Below are 23,938 nucleotides of genomic sequence, written 5' to 3' on the forward strand. Positions count from 1 at the left end.
CCCACGAACGCGGTACTTGCCAGGCCATAGCTAGTCGCTGAACGAGATGCTCGGCCCGGCACCGCCGCTCTCGGCGACACCGCTGGCCACCGCGCGGGCGATGCGCCGGAAGGTATGCGCCACCTCGCCATCGGGTTCGGCGATCACACTGGGCTGGCCGCCATCGGCCTGCTCGCGGATGGACAGCGTCAGCGGCAGCTGGCCCAGCAGCTGGGTCGCGTACTGCTCGGCGATACGCTCACCGCCGCCGCTGCCGAAGATCGGCTCGCTGTGACCGCACTGGGAGCAGACGTGCAGGCTCATGTTCTCGACCACACCCAGCACCGGCACGCTCACCTTGCGGAACATCTCGATGCCCTTGCGCGCATCCAGCAGTGCGATGTCCTGGGGCGTGGTGACGATCACCGCACCATCCACTGAGACCTTCTGTGCCAGCGTCAGCTGGATATCGCCGGTACCCGGTGGCATGTCGATGAACAGAAAATCGAGATCATCCCACAGCGTCTGATTGAGCAACTGCTGGAAGGCGCCGGAGACCATTGGCCCGCGCCACACCATGGGCTGATTGATATCCACCATGAACGCCATCGACATCGCCTGGATACCGTGGGCGACGACCGGCTTCATGTTTTTCTCGTCGACCACTTCGGGGCGGGTATTCTCCGGCAGTCCCAGCATGCGCGCCTGGCTCGGCCCGTAGATGTCCGCATCCAGCAGCCCTACCCGATAGCCTTCGGCGGCCATGGCTAGCGCCAGATTGGCAGTCACGGTGGATTTGCCGACGCCGCCCTTGCCCGACGCCACGGCCACGATGTGCTTGATGCCCTCGGTCACGCTCCCTCCTTGACTCACTGTCGACGGCCACGGTCACCTGGACCGCGCTTTGGCGGCAGTATAACGGTCACGCAGGGGGATACCCTAGGGCTAAGGTCGGAAATTCCGCGTCGCCGGCAAGCGACGGCGACGGTCATGGCACCAGCGCTCAGCCACGCGCTTCCAGCACGGCGAGCTTGGTGCGAATGAAATCGCTATGACTGACGTAGAGCAGATCGGCCAGACGGCGGATGCGGTGCTCCTCGAGGGCGGCGAGCTCGTCGTCGGCGTAGGCCAGCCGCCACATGGCAGCGACCAGCTCGACCCGCTGGGCGTAGCTGAACCGCTCGTTGAGCAGCGACACGTACTGGAAGTGGTCGACCGCATGCTCGACCTGCGCTTCGGCTTCCGCGATCAGCGCATCGGCCTGCTCACTGCTCAGCGAGAACTGCCGTACCAGCATCTCGCGCAGGGTCGCGAGCTCCTGCGGATCGACCTCGTAGTCGGCGCGCAGCACCTCGCTGAGCAGCGCCGCCACCGCCAACTGCGGGGTGACCGCGTCATGATGATCATGCGCGGGCGCGAGCACCCGCTGAAAGAACTGCTGAACCGTATCGAGCATGGAAGTGTCCTGGTACAGAGGCGGTGAGTGACGACAGATGACGAGCAGGGCCGAACGCCGATAACGCGTGGATGAGCACGTTCGACACCATTACCTATTGGACAACGCAGGCGCCGAAGGTTCGCCGCCGCGCCCCAGGGTCTATAGCAGCCAGGCCCCAAAAGGCAGCTCCAGACATGACAGTATCTCCCACGACGGACCCAGAAACGACGAGGCCCGCGGCAACGGTGCCGCGGGCCTCTTGATCACGCGTCGAGCGCCTCAGGCGCCGTGCGCGGCCAGGAACTCCTCGGTCAGCTTCAGCTCGCTGTTGGAGTTAACGCCGATACCGCGGGTCGTGACATTGCGCGCGATCTGCTGCGCCTCGCCCAGCGAGTGCATCTCGGCGGTGCCGCACTGGTAGATATTGAGCTCGGGGATCGACTTCTGATCCTCGAGCGCCAGCACATCACGCATCGAGGCTTCCCAGGCCGCGCCCACGGTGGCTTCATCGACCTGACCGATCAGGCTCATGTAGAAGCCTGTGCGGCAGCCCATTGGCGAGATATCGATGATCTCGACACCGTCGCCGTTGAGGTGCTGGCGCATGAAGCCCGCAAACAGATGCTCCAGTGTATGAATACCACGTTCGGAGAGAATCTCTTCGTTGGGAACGCAGAAGCGCAGGTCGTAGACCGTGATGTCGTCGCCATGGGGCGTACGCATCTGCTTGGCCACACGTACCGCCGGGGCGTTCATCTTGGTGTGGTCGACCATGAAGCTATCGAGTAAGGGCATCGTTGCCTCCTTGTCCGTGAGTCGGAAGTACCTCTACTGTAGCACGCCAGCCGTTCGAGTCAGAAAGGCGTGGCCCTGCGCCAGACGACTCAACCCCTCAGTGGCAGGCCACCGCCTGACGCAGCGTACTCTTGACCCACAGACGCTGGCCATCCGGCGTCTTGCCCTGGTCGTTCCACTGCTGGGTGGTCTGGACGCAGAACGAGCCCAGATTCTCGACCGCCGGCGCCGCCGCCTCCGGGCGCTCGCCGCCGATCCGCAGCACGTCGGTATTATTGGACTGATAGTTAGGCGCAAAGGTGTTGGACGCACACCCGCCAACGGCCAGGGCCGTCAAGGCGGCGAACAGGATGTGGCGCAATGCCATGGCGATGATTCCTCGGAAAGCGCGCGGCTCGGGCCACGACGCAACACCGGCACGATTGCCGGCAGCGCGTATTTAGCACCGCCTCACAATCCTGTCAACGACCACCCGGCGCCCGCTGCGCCTGGCACTGAGCGCACCCGGACAGCGCCTCAGAACAGCCCCAGCTGCTGGTCGATCAAGCGTGTGAAGTCGTCATCGACGAACGGCAGAATGGCGTCGGCCACCGGCTGCAGCTGACGGCTCACATAGTGCTGATAGTCGATCGGCGAGCGCCGCGCTTCCAGCGGCTCGGGCCCATTGACGGTGATCACGTAGCGGATCCAGCCGCCGTTCTGGTACTGCAGCGGGCGCTTAAGCTGGCGGTTGAACTCGTCGGCCAGACGCGCGGCGCGCACATGCGGCGGGACGTTGCGCTGATAGTCGTCGAGCCGGCGCCGCAGCCGCTTGCGATAGACCAGGTCGTCGTCATGCTCACCCGCCAGTGTCTCGCCCACCAGCCGCCGGACATAGTCACGATAGCCTTCGCCGACGAAGATCCGCCGGTAGAGTTCGCGCTGGAACTGCTGCGCCAACGGCGACCAGTCAGCACGCACCGACTCCAGCCCCTTGAACACCAGACGCTCGTCACCCACGGCATCGGCCACCAGGCCGGCATAGCGCTTCTTGCTGCCCTCTTCGGCGCCGCGAATGGTAGGCATCAGAAAGCGCCGATAGTGGGTCTCGTACTGCAGCTCCAGCGCGCTGTCGAGGGCGAAGCGCTCACTCAGGTGATCGCGCCACCAGGCGTTGACCCGGGCGACCAGCCGCTGGCCGATCGTCGCTGCGGTCTCCTCCGCGTGCGCCTCGCCCAGCCAGACGAAGGTGGAGTCGGTATCACCGTAGATGACCGTGTAGCCCTCGGCCTCGATCAGTTCGCGGGTGCGGTGCATGATCGCGTGACCGCGCATGGTGATCGAAGAGGCCAGTCGCGGATCGAAGAAGCGGCAGCCACGCGAGCCGAGTACGCCGTAGAAGGCGTTCATGATGATCTTGAGCGCTTGGGCGAGCGGCGCGTTGCCTTCACGCTTGGCCGCCTCGCGCCCTTCCCACACCTGCGCCACGATTGCCGGCAGCGCATGTTGGGTGCGCGAGAAGTGCGCGCCCAGAAAGCCGGGCACGGCCTGCTCGGGGACGGGATCGGCAAGTCCCTCGATCAGCCCCACCGGATCGATCAGGAAGGAGCGGATGATCGACGGATAGAGACTCTTGAAGTCGAGCACCAGTACCGAGTCGTAAAGTCCCGGACGCGAATCCATGACATAGCCGCCGGGGCTGTCCTCGCCCGCGCGGCTGCCCAGATTGGGCGCCACGAACCCCAACCGGTGCATGCGCGGCAGATAGAGATGCGAGAATGCCGCCACCGAACCGCCGCTGCGATCCGCCGCCAGCCCGGTCACGCTGGCCCGCTCGAGCAGGAAGTCGACGATCCGGGTGCGCGCGAAAATCCGCGTGACCAGCTCGCAATCCTTGAGGTTGTAGCGCGCCAGCGCCGGCTTGTCCTCGGCGAACATGCGATTGATGTCGGCCATGCGCTGGTAGGGGTTGTCGATCGCCTTGCCCTCGCCCAGCAGGGTCTGGGCGACGTTCTCCAGACTGAAGGAGGGAAAGCTCCAGGTCGCCTGACGCAGCGCTTCGATGCCATCGATGACAAGGCGCCCGGGAATGGTCACGAAATAGTGATTGGGCTGCTGACCATGGGCCCGCCACTCGAGCGGAGTCCCACCGCGACCCAGGATCAGCGGCACGTCGAGCCGCTCGGCGTGGCGCTGCAACTGACGCAGATCGAACTGGATCACGTTCCAGCCGATGATCGCGTCGGGATCGAAACGCGCGACCCAGGCATTGAGCGCGTGCAGCAGATCGGCCCGCGAGTCGCAGTAGACCAGCTCGAAGTCGCGCTCGCGCTCGGCTGCACTGCCCGCCCCGCCGGCGGCCCGAGCATATAGACGATCCGCTGGCCGCAGCCGTGCAGGCCGATCGAATAGAGCTCGCCGCGCTCGCTGGTCTCGATGTCCAGGGAACAGAGCGAAAGCGTGGGGCGGTAGTCCGGCGCCGGGCGTAGCTGCGCCTGCTGTAGCGTACCGGCTTCGTCTGTCACGCCGCTGGCGAGCACCGGGGCGGGATGAAGCGCTCCATCAGATAGCGCTCCGGCGGGCGCACGTCGGCCTCGAACAGCTCGATGCCCGCCTCGCCCAGGCGTCGTTCGAGCTGCATCAGTTGTCGATGCGAGCGGCAGTAGAGCCCCAGCAGCGGCCGCCGCGCGAAGTCGCGCAGGTCGAGCTCGCGCAGCGTTACCTCCGCTTCGCCGCGCAGCAGCCGCTCGACCTCATCCCGCGCCTCGCGCGCCACGAAGGCCACCGATACCTGCGGCGGCAGCTCGACCCGGCGTGGGCCGGCGTCCGTCGCCAGCCATAGCCAGACCCGCGTCCCCGCCGGCGCGTCCTGCCAGTGGCGGGTCAGTACGAAGCCCTCGATCACGCCGCGTTGCGCTGCCGTCATGCCGACCCTGACCCTACAGCCCAAGCACCCAGGGCAGCACCAGCCCCAGGTAGAGTGGAATCAGCAGCGGTGCCGCCAGCGTGGTCAGCAGCACGGCGATAGCGCCTTTTTCGGGGCGGATGTTCAGCTCCATGGCGATCACCACCACGTTGGCCGCCATCGGCACCGCACCCACCAGCAGGAATGCCAGCACCAGCGAGTCGGAGGCGTCGCCCAGCAGGCGCAGCGCGACCGCCAGCGCCAGGGTCGCCAGCGGCCAGACCACGAAGCGGGTCACCACGCAGCCGACGACAAAGGCGCCATCCACCGCGCGCCAGCTGATGCGGCCCAGCGTCATGCCGATGATCATCATGCCGAGCACGGTAAAGCAGTACTTGAAGTAGCCCAGTCCTTCACTGACCGGCTGGGGCACCTGCCAGCCCAGGGCACTGATCAGCATGCCGCCGGCAAAGGCATAGATCAGCGGCAGCCGGGCCAGTCGCGAGAGACTCTCGCGCACCGAGAACTGGCCCCGCGCGCTGATGTAGAAACCGACCGTGAACTCGTAGAGCGAAATGCCCAGCATACAGAACAGGTACTGTGTCACACCCTCCGGCGGCAACAGCACCAGCGCGATGGGGAAGCCGAAGTAGCCGGTATTGCCGGTGCCCGCGGAGAAGGCCAGCAGCGCCCGCTCCTGCTCGCCGTAGAAGCGCCCCGCCACGGCGTTGACCGCGAGACACAAAATCGACGAGAGCAGCACCACGCTGAAAGTGAGCGCCAGCTTGTCGACGCTGGGCTGCCCCTGGGTCAGGGCGTTGAAGAAGGTCAGCGGCGAGATCAGGTAGATCAGCAGCGTGGCGATGGGCCGCGGATCGAGCTTCAGTCGCCGCGCCGCCACCCAGCCCAGGCCGACGAAGGCCAGCAGCATCCACAGCGATTGAGAGAGATCGACATCGGGCATCACGGAGGTTCCAGGCAGTCAGCGGCGAGACACTTCGGCCGCTAACTGTAACATCCGCTCCCCGCCGTCGCTCGCCCCCTGCTCAGCCCGAAGCCGCAGTGCGCCCGAGCGCCTCTGCACCGCCGTGGGCGGCGAGCCGTGCGGCCAGGGCCGCTTCATGGCGGGTGCCGCGCAGGAAGCGGGTGGCGCCATCCGGGTCACCCTGCTCGACCAGCGCCAGCAGCATCGCCACCGCCCGTGCGGCGCGCTGGCGGATCGCCTCGCGGTCGCGCTCGATCAGCGCACTGATATCCAGCCGCTGCATGAAATCACGCTTGGCCCGGTCATAGGCAGCGAAGACCTCCCCCGGCCAGACCATCCGCCGCCCTACTTTGACGTTGCGGTGCGAACGGTAGCCCGGGCGGTTGGTCTTGAGCTGCTGCTTGCCCGAGGGGCGCCCGCGCAGCAGCAGCGCCAGGTACTCCTCCTCGGAGCGGTACATGCGATGGATCACATAAGCCTGACGTGGGGCGATCGCCGAGTTGTCGGCCAGCTCCGGCTGGGTGTCGCTGTAGACCATCGGATGACCATCGGCGTCGATCGGCATCACCTCGCGGCCGAAGATCGGATGGTGCACGCGCACGTGCTGAATCTCGATGCCCTGGATCGGGAACAGCGTCTTCAGGTGCGACGAGAGTTCGTAGCCGGCGCCGTTCTGCAGCGAGCAGAACGCCTGCGCCTGGCCCAGCTCGCAGTGCCACAGGAAGCTGATCGGTCGCGGCGTGTCGCCGCACAGCCGCGCGATCAACTGATCCACGCGGGTCGCCAGATCCTGCGCCGTCCAGAACTCGTCGATGTCCAGAAACATCAGCCAGTCGACCCCCGCCGCGCGGGCATCCGCCAGCGCCTTGGCGTAGGCGATGGTCTGCAGCTTGCGCCCGACGCTGGGATCGCACAGATCGACCCAGTCGATGAACTCGAAGGTGACCTGGGGGTAGGCCTGCCCGATACGCGCGAGCACCGCCGCCGAGGCGTCCGAGGTGCGATTGAGCAGGACGTGGATCTGATCGAACCCCACGTGCAGGTGATGAAAGACCCACTCGGCCAGATAAGGCCCTTCATCCTTGGCCACGGCACACAGCCGTATACGCGGTTTGTTCAATGACCCATCCTCGACGATTGGTGAAGCACGCTTGCCTGCCACTCGGCATCGAGGATGGGATACCCCCTTCACCTTCTCAAGATGGTTTACATCACACTCGTGACAGCAGGGGTTCTGACCCGCCGTGCCTTGACGCCTATCCTTGCCCTCTCCCCGTTCACCCCTGGCGGTCGCGGCGACGCCCCAATCCTGCTCCGACGACGATGGCGAACAGAATCCAGAGCTGGAACGGCAGGCGCCACAGCAGCAACCAACCAGGCACTGCGGGGAAGGCATCGGCGTGCAGCCACATGTAGACGTTGGCCGGGGTCACGCACAGCGTCAGCAGCACCAGCCCCCACCCGGCCAGGCGACGCCAGCGCGGCAGCAGCAGACCCACCACGCCGAGCAGCTCGAAGACTCCGCTGACCCACACCGCCAAGCGCGGCCATGGCAACGCCGGTGGAATGATCGTGACCATGGCATCGGCATAGAGGAAGTGTGCGATACCGCCAAGGGTGAACCACAGCAGCACGAAGCCCAGGCACACCCAGCGCCACCAGGGCATCGGTGAGCGTGCCATGCGGCGGCTTGCCTCTGTCTGCATGCAGGGACCTCCTCTGGTTTCGATGACAGGCGCTTCGCGCCAGATGTTGCACACCCGCATGGTGTCAGATCGCCGCCCGCGGCATGGGCAGCGCGCATCGGCGCCAGCGATGCTACAATCGTCGCCCAAGTCTACAGCCTATTCATCCCCGCGGCGTCGTCAGCCGGCCCCGCGGGGATTTCGTCACGGGAATCGTCTAGTCACCATGTCGAACAACGCTTCGCTCTCGCGCCAGATCCTGGTCACCAGTGCCCTGCCCTACGCTAACGGCTCGATCCATCTGGGCCACCTGCTCGAGTACATCCAGACCGATATCTGGGTGCGCTTCCAGAAGAGCCGCGGCCACGAATGCCACTATGTCTGCGCCGACGACGCCCACGGCACCGCGATCATGCTGCGCGCCGAGCAGGAGGGCCTGACGCCGGAGCAGCTGATCCAGAAGGTGAGCGACGAGCACCAGGCGGACTTCGCCCGCTTCGGCGTCGCCTTCGACAATTACCACTCGACCCACTCGGAAGAGAACCGGGCCCATAGCGAGCGCATCTACCGCGCCCTGCGCGACGCCGGTCATATCAGTACCCGCGACATCGAACAGATGTTCGATCCGGTCAAGGGCATGTTCCTGGCCGACCGCTTCATCAAGGGCACCTGCCCCAAGTGCGGCACCGCGGACCAGTACGGTGACAACTGCGAAGCCTGCGGCGCCACCTACACCCCGGCCGAGCTGATCAACCCGGTATCGGCGATCAGCGGCGCCACCCCGGAAGTGCGCACCTCGACCCACTACTTCTTCAAGCTGCCGGATTTCGAAGACTTCCTGAAGCGCTGGACGCGCTCCGGCCGGGTCCAGCCGCAGATCGCCAACAAGCTGCAGGAGTGGTTCGACGCCGGGCTCAACGAGTGGGACATCTCCCGCGATGCGCCCTACTTCGGCTTCGAGATCCCCGATGCCCCGGGCAAGTACTTCTACGTCTGGCTCGATGCGCCGATCGGCTATCTGGCCAGCTTCCAGAACCTGTGCGAGCGTGAAGGCCTCGATTTCGACAGCTACTGGAAGGCCGACTCCGAGGCCGAGGTCTACCACTTCATCGGCAAGGACATCGTCTACTTCCACGCCCTGTTCTGGCCGGCAATGCTCGAAGGTGCCGGCATGCGCACGCCGAGCGGCATCAACTGCCACGGCTTCGTGACCGTCAACGGCGCCAAGATGTCCAAGTCCCGGGGCACTTTCATCAAGGCGCAGACCTACGCCGAGCACCTCAATCCGGAGTACCTGCGCTACTACTTCGCGGCCAAGCTGAGCTCCCGCGTCGACGATCTCGATCTCAACCTCGAGGACTTCGCCGCCCGCGTCAACGCCGACCTGGTGGGCAAGGTGGTCAATATCGCCAGCCGCTGCGCTGGCTTCATCAACAAGCTCGCCGGCGGCCAGCTCTCCGCCCAATGCGTCGAGCCGGAACTCGTGGCTCGCTTCATCGCCGCGGGTGACGAGATCGCCGCCGACTTCGAGGCCCGCGAGTTTGGCCGTGCCATGCGCCGGATCATGGAGCTCGCCGATGAAGCCAACACCTATATCGCCGACAAGGCGCCCTGGGTGCTGGCCAAGGAGGGAGGGCGCGAGCAGGAAGTGATCGATATCTGCTCGGTGGGCATCAACCTTTTCCGCACGCTGATGGTCTACCTGCAGCCGGTGGTACCGGCGATGGCCGAGCAGGCGCGTCACTTCCTGCAGCTAGACTCGCTCGATTGGGCCAGCCGCCAGCAGGTGCTCGAGGATCACGCCATCGGCAAGTTCAAGCCGCTGATGACCCGGGTCGAAAGCGACAAAATCGCTGCGATGATCGACGCCTCCAAAGAGGTGCTCGCCGAAGAGAAGAAGCTGACCGACGGCGGCGATGCGCGCCCGGCCGGGCCCTCGCCCCTCGCGGAGACACCGATCGAAGACGAGATCGCCTTCGATGACTTCATCAAGGTCGATCTGCGGGTCGCCGAAATCCAGCGCGCCGAATACGTCGAAGGCTCCAACAAGCTGCTCAAGCTGACCCTCGACCTGGGCGGCGAAACACGCACGGTCTTCTCCGGCATTCGCAAGGTCTACGCCCCCGAAGCGCTCGAAGGCCGCTTGACGGTGATGGTCGCCAACCTGGCACCGCGCAAGATGCGCTTCGGCGTTTCCGAAGGCATGGTGCTGGCGGCCGGCGATGCCCCTGACCAGAAAGACGCCGGCATCTACCTGCTATCACCGGATAGCGGCGCCAAACCGGGGCAGCGTGTGACCTGAGCCTTGCGCTGACACGTCTATGCTCTCCACCGCGCGCGGCCTCCTGGCCGCGCGCTGTCGTTTCAGACCGGCGACAGTGACGCCTCGAAGCGCCAGCAGCAAGGGGCTATAATAAGCCGCTTTTCCACCCGCCATTACGACCCCGGAGCCTGCGCTTGCCCCTTGCCGAGATCAGCGTCGAACGTATCGACGCCGAACTGCCCCAGACCCAGTGCGGCAAGTGCGGCCACCCGGGTTGCCGCCCCTATGCCGAGGCGATCGTCGCGGGCGAAGCCATCAACCGCTGCCCGCCCGGCGGCGAGGCGATCCGCGACCGTCTGGCAGCGCTCACCGGTCGTCCCGCGCTGGCACTGATCGAACCCGCCCAGACACCGCTGCTGGCGGTGATCCGCGAGGCCGAGTGCATCGGCTGCACCAAGTGCATCCAGGCCTGCCCGGTGGATGCGATCCTCGGTGCGGCCAAGCAGATGCACAGTGTGATCGAATCCGAGTGCACCGGCTGCGAGCTATGCGTGGCGCCCTGCCCGGTCGACTGCATCGATCTGGTCACGCATCCGAAGTGGCAGAGCGCCGCCGATACGGTCGAGCGCCAGCGCTATCTCGACTGGCGTGCCGCCAACGGTCGCCGGCGCTTCGAGGCGCGCAATCGCCGTCTGGCGCACAAGGCCGAGGAGAAGCGGCGCAAGCGTGAACGTCGCCTGGCGGCCACCCGCGCCCAGGCCGAGAAGACGGCACCCGGCGTGAGCGTGGACACCACCGCGCTCAAGGCGCAGCGCGCTACCCTCAGCGCCAAGGCCAGACGCCTCCAGCGCCAGCGCGATCAGGCCAGCGGCGAGGCGCGAGCCGCCCTCGACCAACGCCTGGAAACGCTGGAGGTCCAGCGGGCAGAGATCGAACGCCAACTGGAGAGTACCCTATCGGCACCCGCCGCGCCGGCCGTGCCGCGCATTGCGGTGGCCGCCGCCGAGCAGGCGCTGCGCAAGGCGCGGCAGACCGCGGCCCGGCTCGAGCGTGAGGGCAAGCACGCCGAGGCCGAGCGGGCCCGTGAGCACGTCATCGAGGCCGAGAACCATCTGCGCCAGGCCCGCGAGGCCAAGCCGACGCCGCACGACGCGGACCATTGACCCTGGCCGAGTGGCGCTAGCCCATCACCGTCGGCCTAGCACCTTCGACTCAGAAAACCCAGGCCAGCGAATTCCGTCCGAGAAGCCACAGCGAGATAGCCGCATGAACGCGAGCAAGCGTGAACAGATCTTCGCCCGTCTGAAGGCGCACAACCCCAACCCGACCACAGAGTTGAACTGGACCACACCGTTCGAGCTGCTGGCGGCGGTCCTGCTCTCGGCCCAGGCCACCGATGTCGGCGTCAACAAGGCCACCGCCAGGCTGTTCCCGGTGGCCAACACCCCGCAGGCGATCATCGATCTCGGACTCGACGGGCTGAAGTCGCACATCAAGACTATCGGCCTTTACAACACCAAGGCCGAAAACCTGATGAAGACCTGCCATATCCTGGTCGAGCGCTACGCGGGAGAGATCCCGCGCACCCGCGCCGAGCTGGAAGCGCTGCCCGGCGTGGGGCGCAAGACCGCCAACGTGATCCTCAACACCGCCTTCGGCGAACTGACGATGGCGGTCGACACGCATATCTTCCGCGTTGCCAACCGCACCCGCATCGCCAAGGGCAAGAACGTGCTGGAGGTCGAGCAGAAGCTGCTGCGTCATGTTCCCAAGGGGTATCTCAAGGACGCCCACCACTGGCTGATCCTGCACGGTCGCTACACCTGTCTGGCGCGCAAGCCCCGCTGCGGCAGCTGCGTGATCGAGGACCTGTGCGAGTACCCCGACAAGGTCGAGATCGCCTGATCGCAGCGACGCCTGCCCGACACAGCGCTCACGCGTAACCCATCTCCTCGAGTTCGCGGCCTTTGGTTTCAGCGACGAAGTGCCAGACGAAGAAGAACGAGAGCAGCGCACAGGCAGCATATAGGCCGTAGGCGGCGGCCAGTCCAATGCCGGACAGCAGCACCGGGAAGCTGAGGGTGATGCCGAAGTTGGCCAGCCATTGGCCGAGCCCGGCCATCGCGAGACCGCTGCCGCGTAGGCGATAGGGGAACATCTCGCCGAGCATGACCCACAGTACTGGGCCCCAGGTAGCGTTGAACACGCAGACATAGGCATTGGCGGCAATCAGCGCGATCACCCCCATCGGTCCGGAAAGCTCGAGCTTGCCGTTGATGAAATGGCCACTGGCGAAAGCGACGATCAGCGTGATCAAGGTCAGCGCCATGCCGATCGAGCCCATCCACAGCAACGGTTTGCGCCCGATGCGATCAACGAAGAACAGCGATACGACACAGGCCAGAATGCTCACACCGCCGCTGATGATATTGATCATCAGGGCATCGTTCTCGGAGAAGCCGACCGCCTGCCAGAGCACCGCACCGTAGTAGAACACCACGTTGATACCCACCAGTTGCTGGAACACGGCCAGCACGATGCCGATCCAGACCACGCGATAGAGGCCGCCGGTATCAGGATTGACGATGTCGCCGATACGCGGGCGGCGCTGCTCGCTGACCGCTTCACGGATGTCCGCCAGGCGCTGGCGAGCCGCCTCGGGCGCCAGGATCCGACTCAGCACCCGGCTGGCCTGCTCGGCGCGTCCGGCGGCGACGAGGTAGCGCGGGCTCTCCGGAATCGCCAGCAACGAGAACAGGAAGATCGCCGCCGGCAGGATCTCCATCCAGAACATCCAGCGCCAGGCCTCGTAGCCCCACCAGAATACTGCGGTGGAAGATCCGGCCAGGTTAGACACGATATAGTTGCTCACGAACGCCATGAACAGACCGATGAGTATCGCGATCTGCTGGATGGTGGTCAGACGGCCACGAATGGCGGCCGGGGCAATCTCGCTGATATAGGCCGGCGACATGATGCTCGCCGCCCCCACCGCCAGCCCGCCGAGGAGTCGGAATATCACGAAGGTGGCGGTGGTATCGGCCACGCCCGAGCCCCAGGCACTGATGATGAAAAATGCCGCGGCAATCAGCAGCGCGACGCGACGCCCGGCCCAATCCGCCAGCCGCCCGGCAAAAAAGGCGCCCGCGGCGCAGCCGAGCAGCATCGAGGCGACAGCGAAACCGGTCCCGACACTCGACGAGCCGAACGCCTGGCGCAATCCGTCGACCGTGCCGTTGATGACGCCACTGTCGAAGCCGAACAGAAAACCGCCGAGCGCTGCCACACAGGCGGTTGCGATGACCGTTGCCGAGCGTCGACGCTTGTCATAGTGTGATGTGTCATCGTTCATTAGTGGCCTTCTCACTTGTTTATTGGTTTGTTGTCGATCCCGGCGAGCCGCCGGTTAGTGATAGGTAAGCGCAAGCGGTATCGAGGCCGCGGCGCGGTCGCGCGGCCATGACGACGATTCGTGATATTGCCCGCCATTCGGGCACCTCGATCTCCTCGGTCTCACGCGTGGTCAACGACAGCGGCTATGTCGGCACCGCGACCCGTGCCAAGATCGAAGCCGCGATCAAAGCCCTTGGCTACAAGCCCCACGCCGGCGCCAGAAGTCTCCGTAGCGGGCGCTCGCGACTGATCGGGATGCTGGTGCCGACCCTCGAGGTGGATTTCTTCGCGCGCCTGGCCGACCGCATCGAGCGCCGCTTGTTCGATGCAGGCATGCAGCTGCTGATCAGCTCCACCGCCGAGGCGGTCGAACGCGAGACGGCCTGCGTGGCGACCCTGCTGGCGCAGCAGATCGATGGTGCCATCGTCGCGTCCATCAACGGCGGCGGTGCACACTTCGACCGGCTCCAGCGCGCCGTGCCGGTGGTGGCCCTGGACCGGCCGTTGATTGGTGACAACGTCTGCCTGGTGCGTTCGGATCACGCCAGCGGCGGCCATCAGGCTGCCCGTCATCTGCTCGACCTCGGCCATCGTCGGATCGCCATCATCGGTGCCCCCTCCTACTCGGCGCCGGTCACCCAGCGTGTGGCGGGCGCGCTGCAGGCCTTCGAGGAGGCCGCTATCGCAGCCCCCCGGGTGGTGCTGGGCGAGCATCACGATCTGGCCGCCTGTCAGACGCTGGCGGTCGCCTGCCTGACAGCGTGTGAGCGACCCACCGCGCTGCTGGCCACCTCCGATATCGCGGCCATTGGCGCCATCCGTGCCGCCAGGGAACTGGGACTGACGGTACCCGACGACATCTCGGTGATCGGCTTCGACGACATTCCGGCGGCGGCTTACGTGACGCCTGCCCTCACCACCCTGGCCCAGCCCATCGATGCCCTGGCCGAGGCCGTGGTGGCCCGCGTGCTCGGCGATATGCCAGCAGTCGGGGAAACGGTCCTGCCGGTCACCCTGGTCGAGCGCGACACGACGGCGCCGCCGCGGCAGGCGTGATCCGGTGCGTGGCACCCGATACTCAGCCGAGGTCGGCATCGGACATCTCCAGCAGGACGGATAGCGTCGGGATAGCGTCGCTCGCGGTACGTCCACCGAGGCAGGCGGCGGCGGCGCGAAACGCCAGTTGGATAGTGGCCTCGGGCGTCCAGCCTTCATGCAGGCCGTGCAGGACCCCGGCCGCGAACGCATCTCCCGCTCCCACCGGGCTGACGATGGCTGCCGCCGGGACAGGCGCCGGGGTGAGACGCGTGACCGCTCGGCGTCCAGCCACACCGTGCACTCGCGGAGTGAACGATCACCGCCTGACCCACCCCGCCCTCGAGCAGCGCCCGGGCCGCCTGTTCCATGCCTTGGGTGTCGTCGGGCCCGACCACGGCCAGCCGGTGGCGCGCTCCGTCCAGCTCGTTGAGCAGCAGCACGTCGATGGCGGGCAGGGTGGCGAATACCGTCTGCCGGTGGTCTCGGAAACGGCCGAGACCAGATCGACGCAGGTCTGCATCCCGGCGGACGGGCCTGTTCGAGCAGTACCCGGCCTCGGTGCGCCCATCGTCACGTCGCCGGTCCAGTTCGCCCATGAGGTTGAGATAACCGAGGTAGAACAGTCGCGGGCGGCCCAACGCGGCCAGCTCGATCGACGCTCGGGTGACGTGATCGTTGGCACCGGGAAAATAGAAGAAGGTGCGGCTGTCGCCGGGAACGTTCATCACCAGCGTCTGGGCGGTGGGGTATCCGGTTAGGCGCTGGAGATGCGCCGTCGTCATGCCGCGACGCTCGACCTGCTCGACGACGTCGTCGCCGAGTCTGTCTACGCCCACGCCGCCGACCGGAATCACCGGGTAATCGACCTCGAAGGCGCACAGATCCAGGGCGACGTTGGCTGCCCCGCCGCCCAGCCCACGAGTCTGACCCTCGATGGTCACCAGATCCGATGGGGCGGGCCAGCGCGGGATATCGTTGACGATATCGACGATCCAGTTGCCGGCACAGACAATACCGCGACGCGCGTCTTGACTCATGTCGCACCCCCCTCGTTCCAGAGCAGGCGATGTACCGGCGCGTCTTCGTCGATCGCCGAGAATCGGCCCAGGCCGTCGAGGAAGTGGTTGTCGCGATGGTCGTTGCACTGGCTGACCTCGGCCGCCAGCACCATCTCGCCCTCGCCCCAGAAGCGGTGCTGCACGCCGCGAGGTATGGTGATGCTTTGGCCCGCGCTGAGCCGAATCGGTCCCTGATAAAGCGGCACGGCGCGACCATCGACCCGGGTGATGGCATCGTCCGTCAGTGGCGCATCGTCACGCACCGCGCCGCGGGCGGTGAACTCGACGCAGAGCGTGCCGCCTCCGCGCACGATGATGTCCTCGAGCTTGTCGTGATGGGCATGAAACGGGGTTTCCTGCCCGGGGCGTACGAACAGCAGCTTCTCGGCATAAGGCCGCTCACCCGGCTGGTCGGCCAAGCCGTTGCGCAGACAGAACAACGTCAGCCCTTTGGCAGCGAAATCGCCCTGGCCGAAATCGGTGACGTCCCAGCCCATCTGGCGGGCGCTCAGCCACTGGCTGCGTTCGGCAAGGCGGGCGTGCTCGTCGCGGCTCCAGGAGGCGAAGTCCGGCAGACGCCAGGCAAGCTCGACCAGTAGCGCTTCCGCGGTCTGGATGGCCTGATTGATCTGCGAGCGCTTCATGACGGGTACTCCACATCGACGACGCGCCCGCGCTGGCCGGCGTCCAGCGCCGCGGTGAGGATAGCGTGCTGGGCACTGGCCTCGGCGGGCGTCACGCAGCCGAAGCCGCGGGCGTCACCACCACACAGCTCGTCTAGATAAGCTGCCCACATCTGCTGGATGGCGTCGGTGAAGCCGAACTCGAAGATCGCCCCGGTGATCGCCGGAAACAGCGACTGATAGCCGAGATCCTCGGTCTGCCAGGTCTGTTGCCCGCCCGCCTGGTAGTGCATGAACCGCCACTGCCGGGGCGACTTGGTGGAAAAACAGGCCGAGCCGTTCATGCCGTGCACGCGCAGCGACCAGGTGTTGGATTCGCCAGGGGCGATGCGCCAGGTCTTGAGCACCAGCGGGAAGCGGCTGTCACCCTCCTCGACGGTGGCGTTGATCGTGGCGTTATCCCAAGTCTCGCACGGCACCCGTTCGCCCTCGGCATTCGGCCGTGTGGTCACCCGATTGACCAGCTCGGCGTGGACCCGGCTGGGCCGCCAGCCCAAGCGCAGCGGCACGTGACAGACGTGCATGCCGAGATCGCCCATGCAGCCATATTCGCCGTTGACGTCGATCATCCGTTTCCAGTTGATCGGCTTGTCGGGATTGATGTCGGACGAGTGCAGGAACTCGCACTCCACGGACAGAATCTCGCCGACATGGCCGGCGCGGACGAAATCGATCACGGCTTGCGCCCCGGGGAAGAACGGCATCTCCGAGGAGCAGCGCACCACCAACTCGGGATGGGCATCGATGGCGCGCTGGATGACCGCGTTGGCCTCGGCATCGATCCCGAAGGGCTTTTCCCCGAACAGGTGCTTGCCGGCAGCCAGAATGTCGGGATACAGCGCGGCATGCAGGTTGTGCGGCACCGCGCAATAGACAGCGTCCACGGCGTCGTTGGCTAGCAGTTCGCGATAGTCCGTGGTGGCCTGGACGACCGAGGGCACGCGCTGCTCGAACCAGGCCATGGCCTCGCGGTTGGGGTCGCATACCGCCACGATCTCGGGTCGAGCCGAAGCGTCGGCCAGATGCAGCCAACGCGCGGCGGCGGAGGCGAATTCGCGGCCCATCAGGCCACAGCCGATAATGCCGAATCGTATCGTGCGCATCGTCTCACCCCAGTTTGGCGCGGGCGTCGTCGACGCTCGCATTGTCGTGGACGATGGCCATCAGCGCAGCCGTCATGCCGGCCGGATTGTGGTGATGGATCACGTTACGGCCGTAGACGATGCCGCGCGCGCCCTGCTCCATCAGGGTCTTGGTACGGCGCAGGATCTCGTCGTCGCTGACCTTGCCCCCGCCGCGCACCAGCACCGGCACATCCTGGGCGATCTCGATCACCCGGTGGTACTCGCTGACATCGTCGCAGGGGTCGGCCTTGACGATATCCGCGCCGAGTTCCACTGCCTGACGGACCAGCGGCAGGATCTTGTCGATATCGCCATCGACGCCATAGCCGCCTTTGCTGTTGTCCTGCATGACCAGGGGTTCGACCATCAGCGGCATACCGAAGGCTTCACAGATCGGCTTCAACCGGTTGACGTTGGCGATACAGTCGCCCAGCAGCTCGGGCTGGTCCGGTAGCTGAAGCAGATTGACCACCACGCAAGCGGCATCCAGGCGCACCGCCTGCTCCACCGGTGAGTCGATCACCCGGGAGAACAGGCTGCGCGGCAGCGGATTACCGTAGACGTTGGCGATATCGGTGCGCAGCACCAGCGCCGGGCGATCCGCCCCGGGCATGGCCTGCAGGAGTCGTGCGGTACCCGGCGGTAGCTGGATCGCATCCGGGCGCGCTGCGGCGACGGTGTGGATGGCGTCGTGCATGTTCTCGATACCGTTGAGAAAACTGGCCTCGTTGAACATGCCGTGATCGATGGCGACATCGAAACAGTTACCCGAGGCACCGAACAGGCGGTTCATTCTTGCGGTGGTCATCGAAAACTCCTTTATGGCAATGTGGAAACGTTTCCATATTGGGAGTGAGAACGCGATGACGACAACTAGACCTAAGTGGCACAGCGTGTCAGACGGGGTCAGGAGGACAGAGATCAAACGTCGCGGAGACGCATAGCTCGCGGATAACGGCGGCGCGAGTGCGCAGGATCCAGCGCGTGCGGCGTACGCGCACGGAGAGGTATGACGGCGCGGCGCTCATCGACCCGCCGGGATGTGACCGAGGTCTAGCCGATGTCGAAAAGCGTCATGGCCCGGAGAATACAAGGGGGAGGTGGCACGGAGAATCGCGTGGTCAGGCTGGCGGCGCCGGTGATTCAACGCCGACTGCGCCGGCCATTCGCGCGAAGTTGGCGAGCCCGGCTAGCGCACGCCAGCCAAGCACTCGCGCCCCGAAGGGGATAGATCCTCTCCCACTCCGATGCGCGATAGCCCATGCACAATGGATAACCGATGGCGGTTCAGCGCTTCTGTGTCAGGGCGAGGTAGCTGGCTTCAGCGTATCGCGCACCCGCCCATCAGCGTCCTGGCGGCCCAGGTCATCGGCGGAAGACGTCTCACCGGCAGTGTCGCCTGTCGTCGCGGCGGAAGACGTCTCATCGGCAGTGTCGCCTGTCGTCGCGGCGGAAGGCTCGGCCTGGGACGGCTCAGCGCCCACGGCTGGCGCGTCCGAGCCAGCCGTAGCGGTATCCGGGGCCGGTGCCTCCGGCGTCGAGGCAGCAGCAGGCGCGCTGCTCTCGGTCGCACCGTGGCGGCTGTAGACGATCTTGCGCGTCCCGCCATCGCAGCTGCCGACCACCTCGGCGCCGGCATGCGGCTCGCCGGCACGCACCACGCCGTCCTCGACCTGGGCGTTGTCGACGATCTCCAACAGGAAATGGCGCGCCCCGTTGGCGCGGATCGTCTGCTCGATCTGCGTCTGCAGCTTGCTGCAGGCCAGACGAGTCTCAGGCTGCTGGTCGAACGGCGAATCGCTCTGTTGCGCCTGGGCCCAGGCTGTGGCCGAGATCAGGCAAAGCCCGCCGGTGATACCGATGAGTGTTCCTTTCAAGACACGCATAGTGACTCCTTTCCCCTGCCTCTCCCTGGTGCCGGCGACGGCCGGCACCTGCTCGAATCGTCAAACCTTCATCTCTGACCACCGACCCTACAGCGCGAACTCACCGCCGCGCGCCACCGCGCGCTGATAGGCTGGGCGTTCCCGCATACGGGCCAGCGCCCGAGCGACCGCCGGGTAGTTCTCGAGGTCTCCGCTACGATTGGCCGCCAGCAGCACGAAGCTCATCTGGATGTCCGCCGCGGTGAACTCGCTACCGGTGAACCACTCGTATTGACTCAGCTCGCTCTCCCAATAGGCGTAATGGCGCGCCAACTGGGGGTCGAGGAACTGCTTGCGCACGCCCTGCCCCAGCGCCTTGCCGATGGGGCGGATCAGCGCCGGTACCGGCTTGTGACCGAGCCGACTCATCAAAAGACGCATCAGCAGCAGCGGCATCGCCGACCCCTCGGCGTAGTGCAGCCAGTGCAGATAGCGTACCCACTCGGGGGAGCCGACGTCCGGCACCAGCCAGCCGCCGTCATGACGCGCAATCAGATACTCGATGATCGCCCCCGATTCGGCCACGGTGTGCTCACCGTCGGTAATCACCGGCGACTTGCCGAGCGGATGGACCCGCTTCAGCGCCTCGGGTGCCAGCATGGTCTTGGGGTCACGGCGGTAGATCTCGATCTCGTAATCGAGCTCCAGCTCCTCGAGCAGCCAGACGATCCGCTGGGAGCGGGAATTTTCCAGGTGATGGACGACGATCATGAACGGAGCATCCTTGGATAGAGATCGAACTTGGCTTAACGATAGGGGGTTATCGGTGTCGCCGCCAGCCCCGAACGCCGCCGTTCGAGCGCACTATCCCAGGCCCAGCACGGCGGCGTAGGCGTCGCGCCAGCGCGGCCATTGCCAGGCGCTGGCGTCAGGTAGCACCGGACGCTGCTCGGTATGACGCAGCCACTGCCCCAGGCGCGCGGCCAGCGCCTCGGCGCCGCCGCGATAACGGTAAACGTCGTCGTAGTAGTCGGGAAAGCAGAGCCGGTCGGGCACCAGCGGCACGCATCCATGGGTCACCGCCTCCATGATCGCCAGCCCCTGGAACTCATGATCGGTAGTGGAGACCACGATGGCGCTCGATTCGAGCATCCGGACATAAGCATCACTCGGCTGTTCGCCCCAGCACACTATGCGCTCGCCTAGCCAGTCGCGGGCCTGATCGAAGATCGCCGGGCGGGTGCGGAACTGCTGGCCCATGACGGCGACCTCGAACGCCACCTCCTCCTCGACCAGCGTCGCCAGCGCGGCAAAGAACGCCTCCGGATTCTTGTCGTACTCCCAGCGATGGTTCCACACGATCCGGTGGCCGCCGTTGGCCTGGCGCGGCGCCGCCTCGGGTAGCGGCACCGGCAGCACCTGCGCCCGCTCGGCCAGGCTCTCCAACCACGCCTGAGGCCGCGGCCGGCCCGGCATGCGGCCGAGAAAATCGCGCACGCCGTCACAGAAGCTGTCGCGGTTGTAGCGGCTGTTGAACACCACGCTATCCGCCGCCATGGCGGCGTAGAGATTGACCATCATCGGCTCGGGGCGCGGCATCTGCTGGGCGGAGGCGGGAAAGGCGAACTGGTTCTCGTGAAAATAGACCACCTTGTGCGCCCGACCCAGCCCCGGGCAGAGCCCGACCAAGGTGGCCAGGTCGACCATCGAAGTCGCCACCACCAGATCGTAGGTCTGTGCCAGCGCCGCCTCCTGGGTGACCTGCCAGATCAGCGGGTTGGCACGGATCGACCAGGCGAAGTGGCGCGGCGGCAGCTCCAGGCGCGTCCACTCGATCTCAGGAAAGGCAGCCACAAGGCCATCGGCCCAGACCCGATGGCTCACCGCGGCGTAAGCGGACAGCAGTAGTGCTTTCATGGGGCTATCTCGGGCAACGGCTTTCTCCCGTCAAGGTTGTCTCGAAGCAAGGTTTCGACTCGCAAAGACGCTCACCCGCCAGGACCTTATCGAGCAGAGACTTGCGCTCCCGTCGAGCGTGCCTGTTGGCACAAAAAACGACGGCGCCCGGAGGCGCCGTCATCGTTTGGCCAGGGGAATGGCCGAGCTCAGTGCGCCTGCTCGAACATCGCGTCACCGATATCATCGATATAGCGCTGGCTCTTGCTCACCATCAGCGCCACACAGGCGTCTTCGCCGGGCACCACGTCGGAGCGCTCGAAGCGCCGCTCGCGCATCTGACCATCGTCGCCGGGCTTGCGAATCCAGCCACTGACCCGGTACTGACCGTTGGCCGCCTGCGGCGCTGGCACGATCAGAAACCCCTTGTACTCGACCGCCTCGCGCTCCTTCTGCGGCTTGGCGCTATCCGCCGTGCGCTCGCCACCCAGCAAGCCGGAGAACAGTTTCTTGAGCATGGCACTCTCCCCTCGTCGATGACCGGCGCGGTATCGCGCCGATCTTGGCCTCAGCTGGCGGAACGGCCCTTGCCGGCGGCGATACGCAGGCGCAGAGCGTTGAGCTTGATGAAGCCCTCGGCGTCTTTCTGGTCGTAGGCGCCAGCGTCATCCTCGAAGGTCGCGATCGACTCGTCGAACAGCGACTGCTCGGACTTGCGCCCCACCACCGTGGCACTGCCCTTGTAGAGCTTGACCCGCACCGTGCCGTTGACGAATTCCTGGGTCTCGTCGATCGCCGCCTGCAGCATGCGCCGCTCCGGGCTCCACCAGTAGCCGTTGTAAATGGTCTTGGCGTACTTCGGCATCAGTTCGTCTTTCAGGTGGGCCGCTTCGCGGTCCAGGGTGATCGACTCGATGGCGCGATGGGCACGCAGCAGGATGGTGCCTCCCGGGGTCTCGTAGCAGCCGCGAGACTTCATGCCGACATAGCGGTTTTCGACGATATCGAGGCGCCCGACGCCGTTGTCGCCACCCAGCTTGTTGAGCTTGGCCAGCACCTCGTGCGGCTTCAGACGCTCGCCGTCGATCGCCACCACGTCACCCTTCTCGAAGGTGAGTTCGAGATAGGTCGGGGTATCCGGCGCCTCTTCGGGCGACACGCTCCAGCGCCACATGTCCTCTTCCGCCTCGGCCCACGGATCCTCGAGAATGCCGCCCTCGTAGGAGATGTGCAGCAGGTTGGCATCCATCGAGTAGGGCGACTTCTTCTTGCTCTTGGAGAAGTCCACCGGAATCTGGTGCTCTTCGCAGTAGTTCATCAGCTTCTCGCGGGAGGTGAGATCCCACTCGCGCCACGGCGCGATCACTTTCACCCCCGGCTTGAGCGCGTAGGCACCCAGCTCGAAGCGCACCTGGTCGTTGCCCTTGCCGGTGGCACCGTGGGAGATGGCGTCGGCCCCGGTCTCGTTGGCGATCTCGATCAGGCGCTTGGCGATCAGCGGGCGCGCGATGGAGGTGCCCAGCAGGTACTCGCCCTCGTAGATGGTGTTGGCGCGGAACATCGGGTAGACGTAGTCGCGCACGAACTCCTCGCGCAGGTCCTCGATGTAGATCTCCTTGACCCCGAGCGCCTGCGCCTTGGCGCGTGCGGGCTCGACCTCTTCGCCCTGGCCGATATCGGCGGTGAAGGTGACCACTTCACAGGCATAGGTCTCCTGCAGCCACTTCACGATCACGGATGTATCAAGGCCGCCAGAATAGGCGAGGACGACCTTCTTGATATCGGACATGCGGCAACTCCTTGGGTGTGACGTCTCGAGCGCTCGAACGTCTCGCGTCGAGCGTGGCTGATGGTGACACAGCCGACCACGGCGGGCAGCGCGGGCGGCTGTGTACGCGAATCGATCCCGGATTATAACGCCCCCGTCCCCGCACGAATACCGAGCGGCAGGACGCCGAGGCCCGAAACTGCTAGACTTTTCGCCATTCAACACAAGCGTCATGGCGGCCGTTTTACAAGAACGTGCCCCGCGACGCTGCTTCGATTCGGGCGGTGCCATCGCCGCCACCTAAGGCAACGGGAGTACTTGCATGTCGGACGCCAGCACGAGAGAGCTGATGGCGCAGCGTTTTGTGGATATCTCCCGGTGGGTGGTCGATATCGAGACCGGCGGCTTCAACGCCGCCACCGATGCCCTGCTCGAGGTCGCGGCAGTACCGCTGACGATGGACGAACAGGGCAACCTGCTGCCACTGGAGACGCTCTCCTTCCATGTGGTGCCGTTCGCGGGGGCCAATATCGAGCAGTCGGCGCTCGACTTCACCGGCATCGATCTCGACAGCCCCTTCCGCCAGCAGATCGCGGTGAGCGAGAAAGAGGCGCTGGACGGCCTGTTCAAGCCGATCCGCAAGACGATCAAGTCCCACGGCTGCACCCGGGCGATTCTGGTCGGACACAACGCCGCCTTCGATCACGGTTTCATGAACGCCGCGATCCAACGCTGCGGCATCAAGCGCAACCCGTTTCACCCCTTCTCGAGCTTCGACACCGCCAGCCTGTCGGCACTGGCCTACGGCCAGACCGTGCTCGCCCGTGCCTGCCAGGCCGCCGGTATCGAGTTCGACAACGCCGAGGCGCACTCGGCCAGCTACGACACCGAGCGCACTGCCGCGCTGTTCTGCGCCATCGTCAACCGCTTCAAGGATCTCGGCGGCTGGCACCTGGCGATGCGCGAGCAGGGCTTCGAGGATATTTGAGTCCCTCATCGAGCGCGCCCGTCTGCACAAGCCCAGCTGAAAACGCCCTACTAGAAACCCCAACGCCGCCCCGAATCCGGGGCGGCGTTGGGGTTT

General features: G+C 65.7%; 26 protein-coding genes. 5 read left to right on the forward strand and 21 right to left on the reverse strand.

Translation table 11 applies throughout. The features are described 5' to 3' along the window. Positions 1–30 precede the first annotated feature (30 nt). The 10 genes from apbC to CN538_RS18525 form a co-directional block, all read right to left on the reverse strand. A complete protein-coding gene (gene apbC / locus CN538_RS18490) occupies positions 31–834 on the reverse strand; it encodes an iron-sulfur cluster carrier protein ApbC (protein ID WP_106420372.1) in 804 nt (267 codons plus the stop codon). Positions 835–982: 148 nt separating this feature from the next. Next, complete coding sequence (locus CN538_RS18495; RefSeq protein WP_106420373.1) at positions 983–1,435, reverse strand: tellurite resistance TerB family protein; 453 nt, start codon at positions 1,433–1,435, stop codon at positions 983–985. A gap of 261 nt (positions 1,436–1,696) precedes the next feature. Further along, the gene (gene luxS, locus CN538_RS18500; RefSeq protein ID WP_106420374.1) at positions 1,697–2,212 is read right to left on the reverse strand and encodes an S-ribosylhomocysteine lyase; all 516 of its coding nucleotides are present in this window, start codon (positions 2,210–2,212) and stop codon (positions 1,697–1,699) included. A 97-nt stretch (positions 2,213–2,309) separates the two neighbouring features. Then, positions 2,310–2,579: a hypothetical protein gene (locus tag CN538_RS18505; protein ID WP_106420375.1), complete on the reverse strand. Its 270-nt coding sequence runs from the start codon at positions 2,577–2,579 to the stop codon at positions 2,310–2,312. A gap of 149 nt (positions 2,580–2,728) precedes the next feature. Continuing rightward, positions 2,729–4,504, reverse strand: coding sequence for a DNA polymerase II (locus tag CN538_RS18510; protein ID WP_340638358.1), 1,776 nt, complete (start codon positions 4,502–4,504; stop codon positions 2,729–2,731). After that, positions 4,411–4,716, reverse strand: a complete 306-nt coding sequence (locus CN538_RS23675; protein WP_242495388.1) for a hypothetical protein — start codon at positions 4,714–4,716, stop codon at positions 4,411–4,413. Before CN538_RS23675 ends, CN538_RS18510 begins: the two co-directional genes overlap by 94 nt. Next, entirely contained in the window at positions 4,713–5,117 is a 405-nt protein-coding gene (locus CN538_RS23680) for a hypothetical protein (protein ID WP_242495390.1), read from the reverse strand. The genes CN538_RS23675 and CN538_RS23680 overlap by 4 nt, the downstream gene beginning before the upstream one ends. A 13-nt stretch (positions 5,118–5,130) precedes the next feature. Beyond that, a complete protein-coding gene (locus CN538_RS18515; RefSeq protein ID WP_106420376.1) occupies positions 5,131–6,060 on the reverse strand; it encodes an AEC family transporter in 930 nt (309 codons plus the stop codon). An 82-nt stretch (positions 6,061–6,142) separates the two neighbouring features. Next, positions 6,143–7,201: a glycosyltransferase family 2 protein gene (locus tag CN538_RS18520; RefSeq protein ID WP_164999662.1), complete on the reverse strand. Its 1,059-nt coding sequence runs from the start codon at positions 7,199–7,201 to the stop codon at positions 6,143–6,145. A gap of 157 nt (positions 7,202–7,358) precedes the next feature. Next, positions 7,359–7,787, reverse strand: coding sequence for a DoxX family protein (locus CN538_RS18525; RefSeq protein WP_207233560.1), 429 nt, complete (start codon positions 7,785–7,787; stop codon positions 7,359–7,361). A gap of 205 nt (positions 7,788–7,992) precedes the next feature. Between CN538_RS18525 and metG the strand changes: the two genes are divergently transcribed. The 3 genes from metG (at position 7,993) to nth (ending at position 11,934) form a co-directional block, all read left to right on the forward strand. Continuing rightward, complete coding sequence (gene metG, locus CN538_RS18530; protein ID WP_106420378.1) at positions 7,993–10,068, forward strand: methionine--tRNA ligase; 2,076 nt, start codon at positions 7,993–7,995, stop codon at positions 10,066–10,068. Positions 10,069–10,223: 155 nt separating this feature from the next. Further along, entirely contained in the window at positions 10,224–11,192 is a 969-nt protein-coding gene (locus CN538_RS18535) for an RnfABCDGE type electron transport complex subunit B (RefSeq protein ID WP_106420379.1), read from the forward strand. A gap of 103 nt (positions 11,193–11,295) precedes the next feature. Then, positions 11,296–11,934, forward strand: coding sequence for an endonuclease III (gene nth / locus CN538_RS18540; protein ID WP_106420380.1), 639 nt, complete (start codon positions 11,296–11,298; stop codon positions 11,932–11,934). A 28-nt stretch (positions 11,935–11,962) separates the two neighbouring features. Here nth and CN538_RS18545 read toward each other — a convergent pair whose 3' ends face one another. Then, positions 11,963–13,381, reverse strand: a complete 1,419-nt coding sequence (locus CN538_RS18545; protein ID WP_106420381.1) for a sugar porter family MFS transporter — start codon at positions 13,379–13,381, stop codon at positions 11,963–11,965. A gap of 107 nt (positions 13,382–13,488) precedes the next feature. Between CN538_RS18545 and CN538_RS18550 the strand changes: the two genes are divergently transcribed. After that, positions 13,489–14,478, forward strand: coding sequence for a LacI family DNA-binding transcriptional regulator (locus CN538_RS18550; protein ID WP_106420382.1), 990 nt, complete (start codon positions 13,489–13,491; stop codon positions 14,476–14,478). A 22-nt stretch (positions 14,479–14,500) separates the two neighbouring features. Here CN538_RS18550 and CN538_RS26560 read toward each other — a convergent pair whose 3' ends face one another. From CN538_RS26560 to CN538_RS18600, 10 genes are all read right to left on the reverse strand, one after another. Beyond that, positions 14,501–14,752 carry a PfkB family carbohydrate kinase gene (locus CN538_RS26560; protein ID WP_164999663.1) on the reverse strand — a complete coding sequence of 84 codons (252 nt, stop codon included), beginning with the start codon at positions 14,750–14,752 and terminating at the stop codon, positions 14,501–14,503. Beyond that, positions 14,634–15,497, reverse strand: coding sequence for a carbohydrate kinase family protein (locus tag CN538_RS18560; RefSeq protein ID WP_106420384.1), 864 nt, complete (start codon positions 15,495–15,497; stop codon positions 14,634–14,636). Before CN538_RS18560 ends, CN538_RS26560 begins: the two co-directional genes overlap by 119 nt. Beyond that, positions 15,494–16,162 carry a D-lyxose/D-mannose family sugar isomerase gene (locus CN538_RS18565; protein ID WP_106420385.1) on the reverse strand — a complete coding sequence of 223 codons (669 nt, stop codon included), beginning with the start codon at positions 16,160–16,162 and terminating at the stop codon, positions 15,494–15,496. The genes CN538_RS18560 and CN538_RS18565 overlap by 4 nt, the downstream gene beginning before the upstream one ends. Next, entirely contained in the window at positions 16,159–17,304 is a 1,146-nt protein-coding gene (locus CN538_RS18570; protein ID WP_106420386.1) for a Gfo/Idh/MocA family protein, read from the reverse strand. Before CN538_RS18570 ends, CN538_RS18565 begins: the two co-directional genes overlap by 4 nt. A 4-nt stretch (positions 17,305–17,308) precedes the next feature. After that, the gene (locus CN538_RS18575) at positions 17,309–18,133 is read right to left on the reverse strand and encodes a class I fructose-bisphosphate aldolase (protein ID WP_106420387.1); all 825 of its coding nucleotides are present in this window, start codon (positions 18,131–18,133) and stop codon (positions 17,309–17,311) included. Positions 18,134–18,626: 493 nt separating this feature from the next. Then, positions 18,627–19,202, reverse strand: coding sequence for a DUF1161 domain-containing protein (locus CN538_RS18580; RefSeq protein ID WP_164999664.1), 576 nt, complete (start codon positions 19,200–19,202; stop codon positions 18,627–18,629). Positions 19,203–19,298: 96 nt separating this feature from the next. Beyond that, positions 19,299–19,961 (reverse strand): glutathione S-transferase family protein, encoded by a 663-nt coding sequence (locus CN538_RS18585; RefSeq protein ID WP_106420389.1) that lies wholly within the window; start codon positions 19,959–19,961, stop codon positions 19,299–19,301. A gap of 93 nt (positions 19,962–20,054) precedes the next feature. Continuing rightward, positions 20,055–21,107, reverse strand: coding sequence for a tRNA-queuosine alpha-mannosyltransferase domain-containing protein (locus tag CN538_RS18590; protein ID WP_106420390.1), 1,053 nt, complete (start codon positions 21,105–21,107; stop codon positions 20,055–20,057). A 188-nt stretch (positions 21,108–21,295) separates the two neighbouring features. After that, the gene (locus tag CN538_RS18595) at positions 21,296–21,604 is read right to left on the reverse strand and encodes an HlyU family transcriptional regulator (RefSeq protein WP_106420391.1); all 309 of its coding nucleotides are present in this window, start codon (positions 21,602–21,604) and stop codon (positions 21,296–21,298) included. 50 nt (positions 21,605–21,654) lie between these two features. Next, positions 21,655–22,875, reverse strand: coding sequence for an argininosuccinate synthase (locus CN538_RS18600; protein ID WP_106420392.1), 1,221 nt, complete (start codon positions 22,873–22,875; stop codon positions 21,655–21,657). Positions 22,876–23,176: 301 nt separating this feature from the next. Here CN538_RS18600 and rnt point away from each other — a divergent pair, with 301 nt between their 5' ends. Then, positions 23,177–23,842, forward strand: coding sequence for a ribonuclease T (rnt, locus tag CN538_RS18605; protein WP_106420393.1), 666 nt, complete (start codon positions 23,177–23,179; stop codon positions 23,840–23,842). The last annotated feature ends 96 nt before the right edge of the window (positions 23,843–23,938 follow it).

This window comes from Salinicola tamaricis (genome assembly GCF_003006155.1).
Taxonomy (GTDB): domain Bacteria; phylum Pseudomonadota; class Gammaproteobacteria; order Pseudomonadales; family Halomonadaceae; genus Salinicola; species Salinicola tamaricis.

What these genes read in the sequence shown, in the direction of transcription:
- CN538_RS18495 (WP_106420373.1), bottom strand. Translation starts at nt 1,435, where the DNA reads ATGCTCGATACGGTTCAGCAGTTCTTTCAGCGGGTGCTCGCGCCCGCG.
- luxS (WP_106420374.1), bottom strand. Translation starts at nt 2,212, where the DNA reads ATGCCCTTACTCGATAGCTTCATGGTCGACCACACCAAGATGAACGCC.
- CN538_RS18505 (WP_106420375.1), bottom strand. Translation starts at nt 2,579, where the DNA reads ATGGCATTGCGCCACATCCTGTTCGCCGCCTTGACGGCCCTGGCCGTT.
- CN538_RS23680 (WP_242495390.1), bottom strand. Translation starts at nt 5,117, where the DNA reads ATGACGGCAGCGCAACGCGGCGTGATCGAGGGCTTCGTACTGACCCGC.
- CN538_RS18515 (WP_106420376.1), bottom strand. Translation starts at nt 6,060, where the DNA reads ATGCCCGATGTCGATCTCTCTCAATCGCTGTGGATGCTGCTGGCCTTC.
- CN538_RS18525 (WP_207233560.1), bottom strand. Translation starts at nt 7,787, where the DNA reads ATGCAGACAGAGGCAAGCCGCCGCATGGCACGCTCACCGATGCCCTGG.
- metG (WP_106420378.1), top strand. Translation starts at nt 7,993, where the DNA reads ATGTCGAACAACGCTTCGCTCTCGCGCCAGATCCTGGTCACCAGTGCC.
- nth (WP_106420380.1), top strand. Translation starts at nt 11,296, where the DNA reads ATGAACGCGAGCAAGCGTGAACAGATCTTCGCCCGTCTGAAGGCGCAC.
- CN538_RS18545 (WP_106420381.1), bottom strand. Translation starts at nt 13,381, where the DNA reads ATGAACGATGACACATCACACTATGACAAGCGTCGACGCTCGGCAACG.
- CN538_RS18550 (WP_106420382.1), top strand. Translation starts at nt 13,489, where the DNA reads ATGACGACGATTCGTGATATTGCCCGCCATTCGGGCACCTCGATCTCC.
- CN538_RS18560 (WP_106420384.1), bottom strand. Translation starts at nt 15,497, where the DNA reads ATGAGTCAAGACGCGCGTCGCGGTATTGTCTGTGCCGGCAACTGGATC.
- CN538_RS18565 (WP_106420385.1), bottom strand. Translation starts at nt 16,162, where the DNA reads ATGAAGCGCTCGCAGATCAATCAGGCCATCCAGACCGCGGAAGCGCTA.
- CN538_RS18570 (WP_106420386.1), bottom strand. Translation starts at nt 17,304, where the DNA reads ATGCGCACGATACGATTCGGCATTATCGGCTGTGGCCTGATGGGCCGC.
- CN538_RS18575 (WP_106420387.1), bottom strand. Translation starts at nt 18,133, where the DNA reads ATGACCACCGCAAGAATGAACCGCCTGTTCGGTGCCTCGGGTAACTGT.
- CN538_RS18585 (WP_106420389.1), bottom strand. Translation starts at nt 19,961, where the DNA reads ATGATCGTCGTCCATCACCTGGAAAATTCCCGCTCCCAGCGGATCGTC.
- CN538_RS18590 (WP_106420390.1), bottom strand. Translation starts at nt 21,107, where the DNA reads ATGAAAGCACTACTGCTGTCCGCTTACGCCGCGGTGAGCCATCGGGTC.
- CN538_RS18595 (WP_106420391.1), bottom strand. Translation starts at nt 21,604, where the DNA reads ATGCTCAAGAAACTGTTCTCCGGCTTGCTGGGTGGCGAGCGCACGGCG.
- CN538_RS18600 (WP_106420392.1), bottom strand. Translation starts at nt 22,875, where the DNA reads ATGTCCGATATCAAGAAGGTCGTCCTCGCCTATTCTGGCGGCCTTGAT.
- rnt (WP_106420393.1), top strand. Translation starts at nt 23,177, where the DNA reads ATGTCGGACGCCAGCACGAGAGAGCTGATGGCGCAGCGTTTTGTGGAT.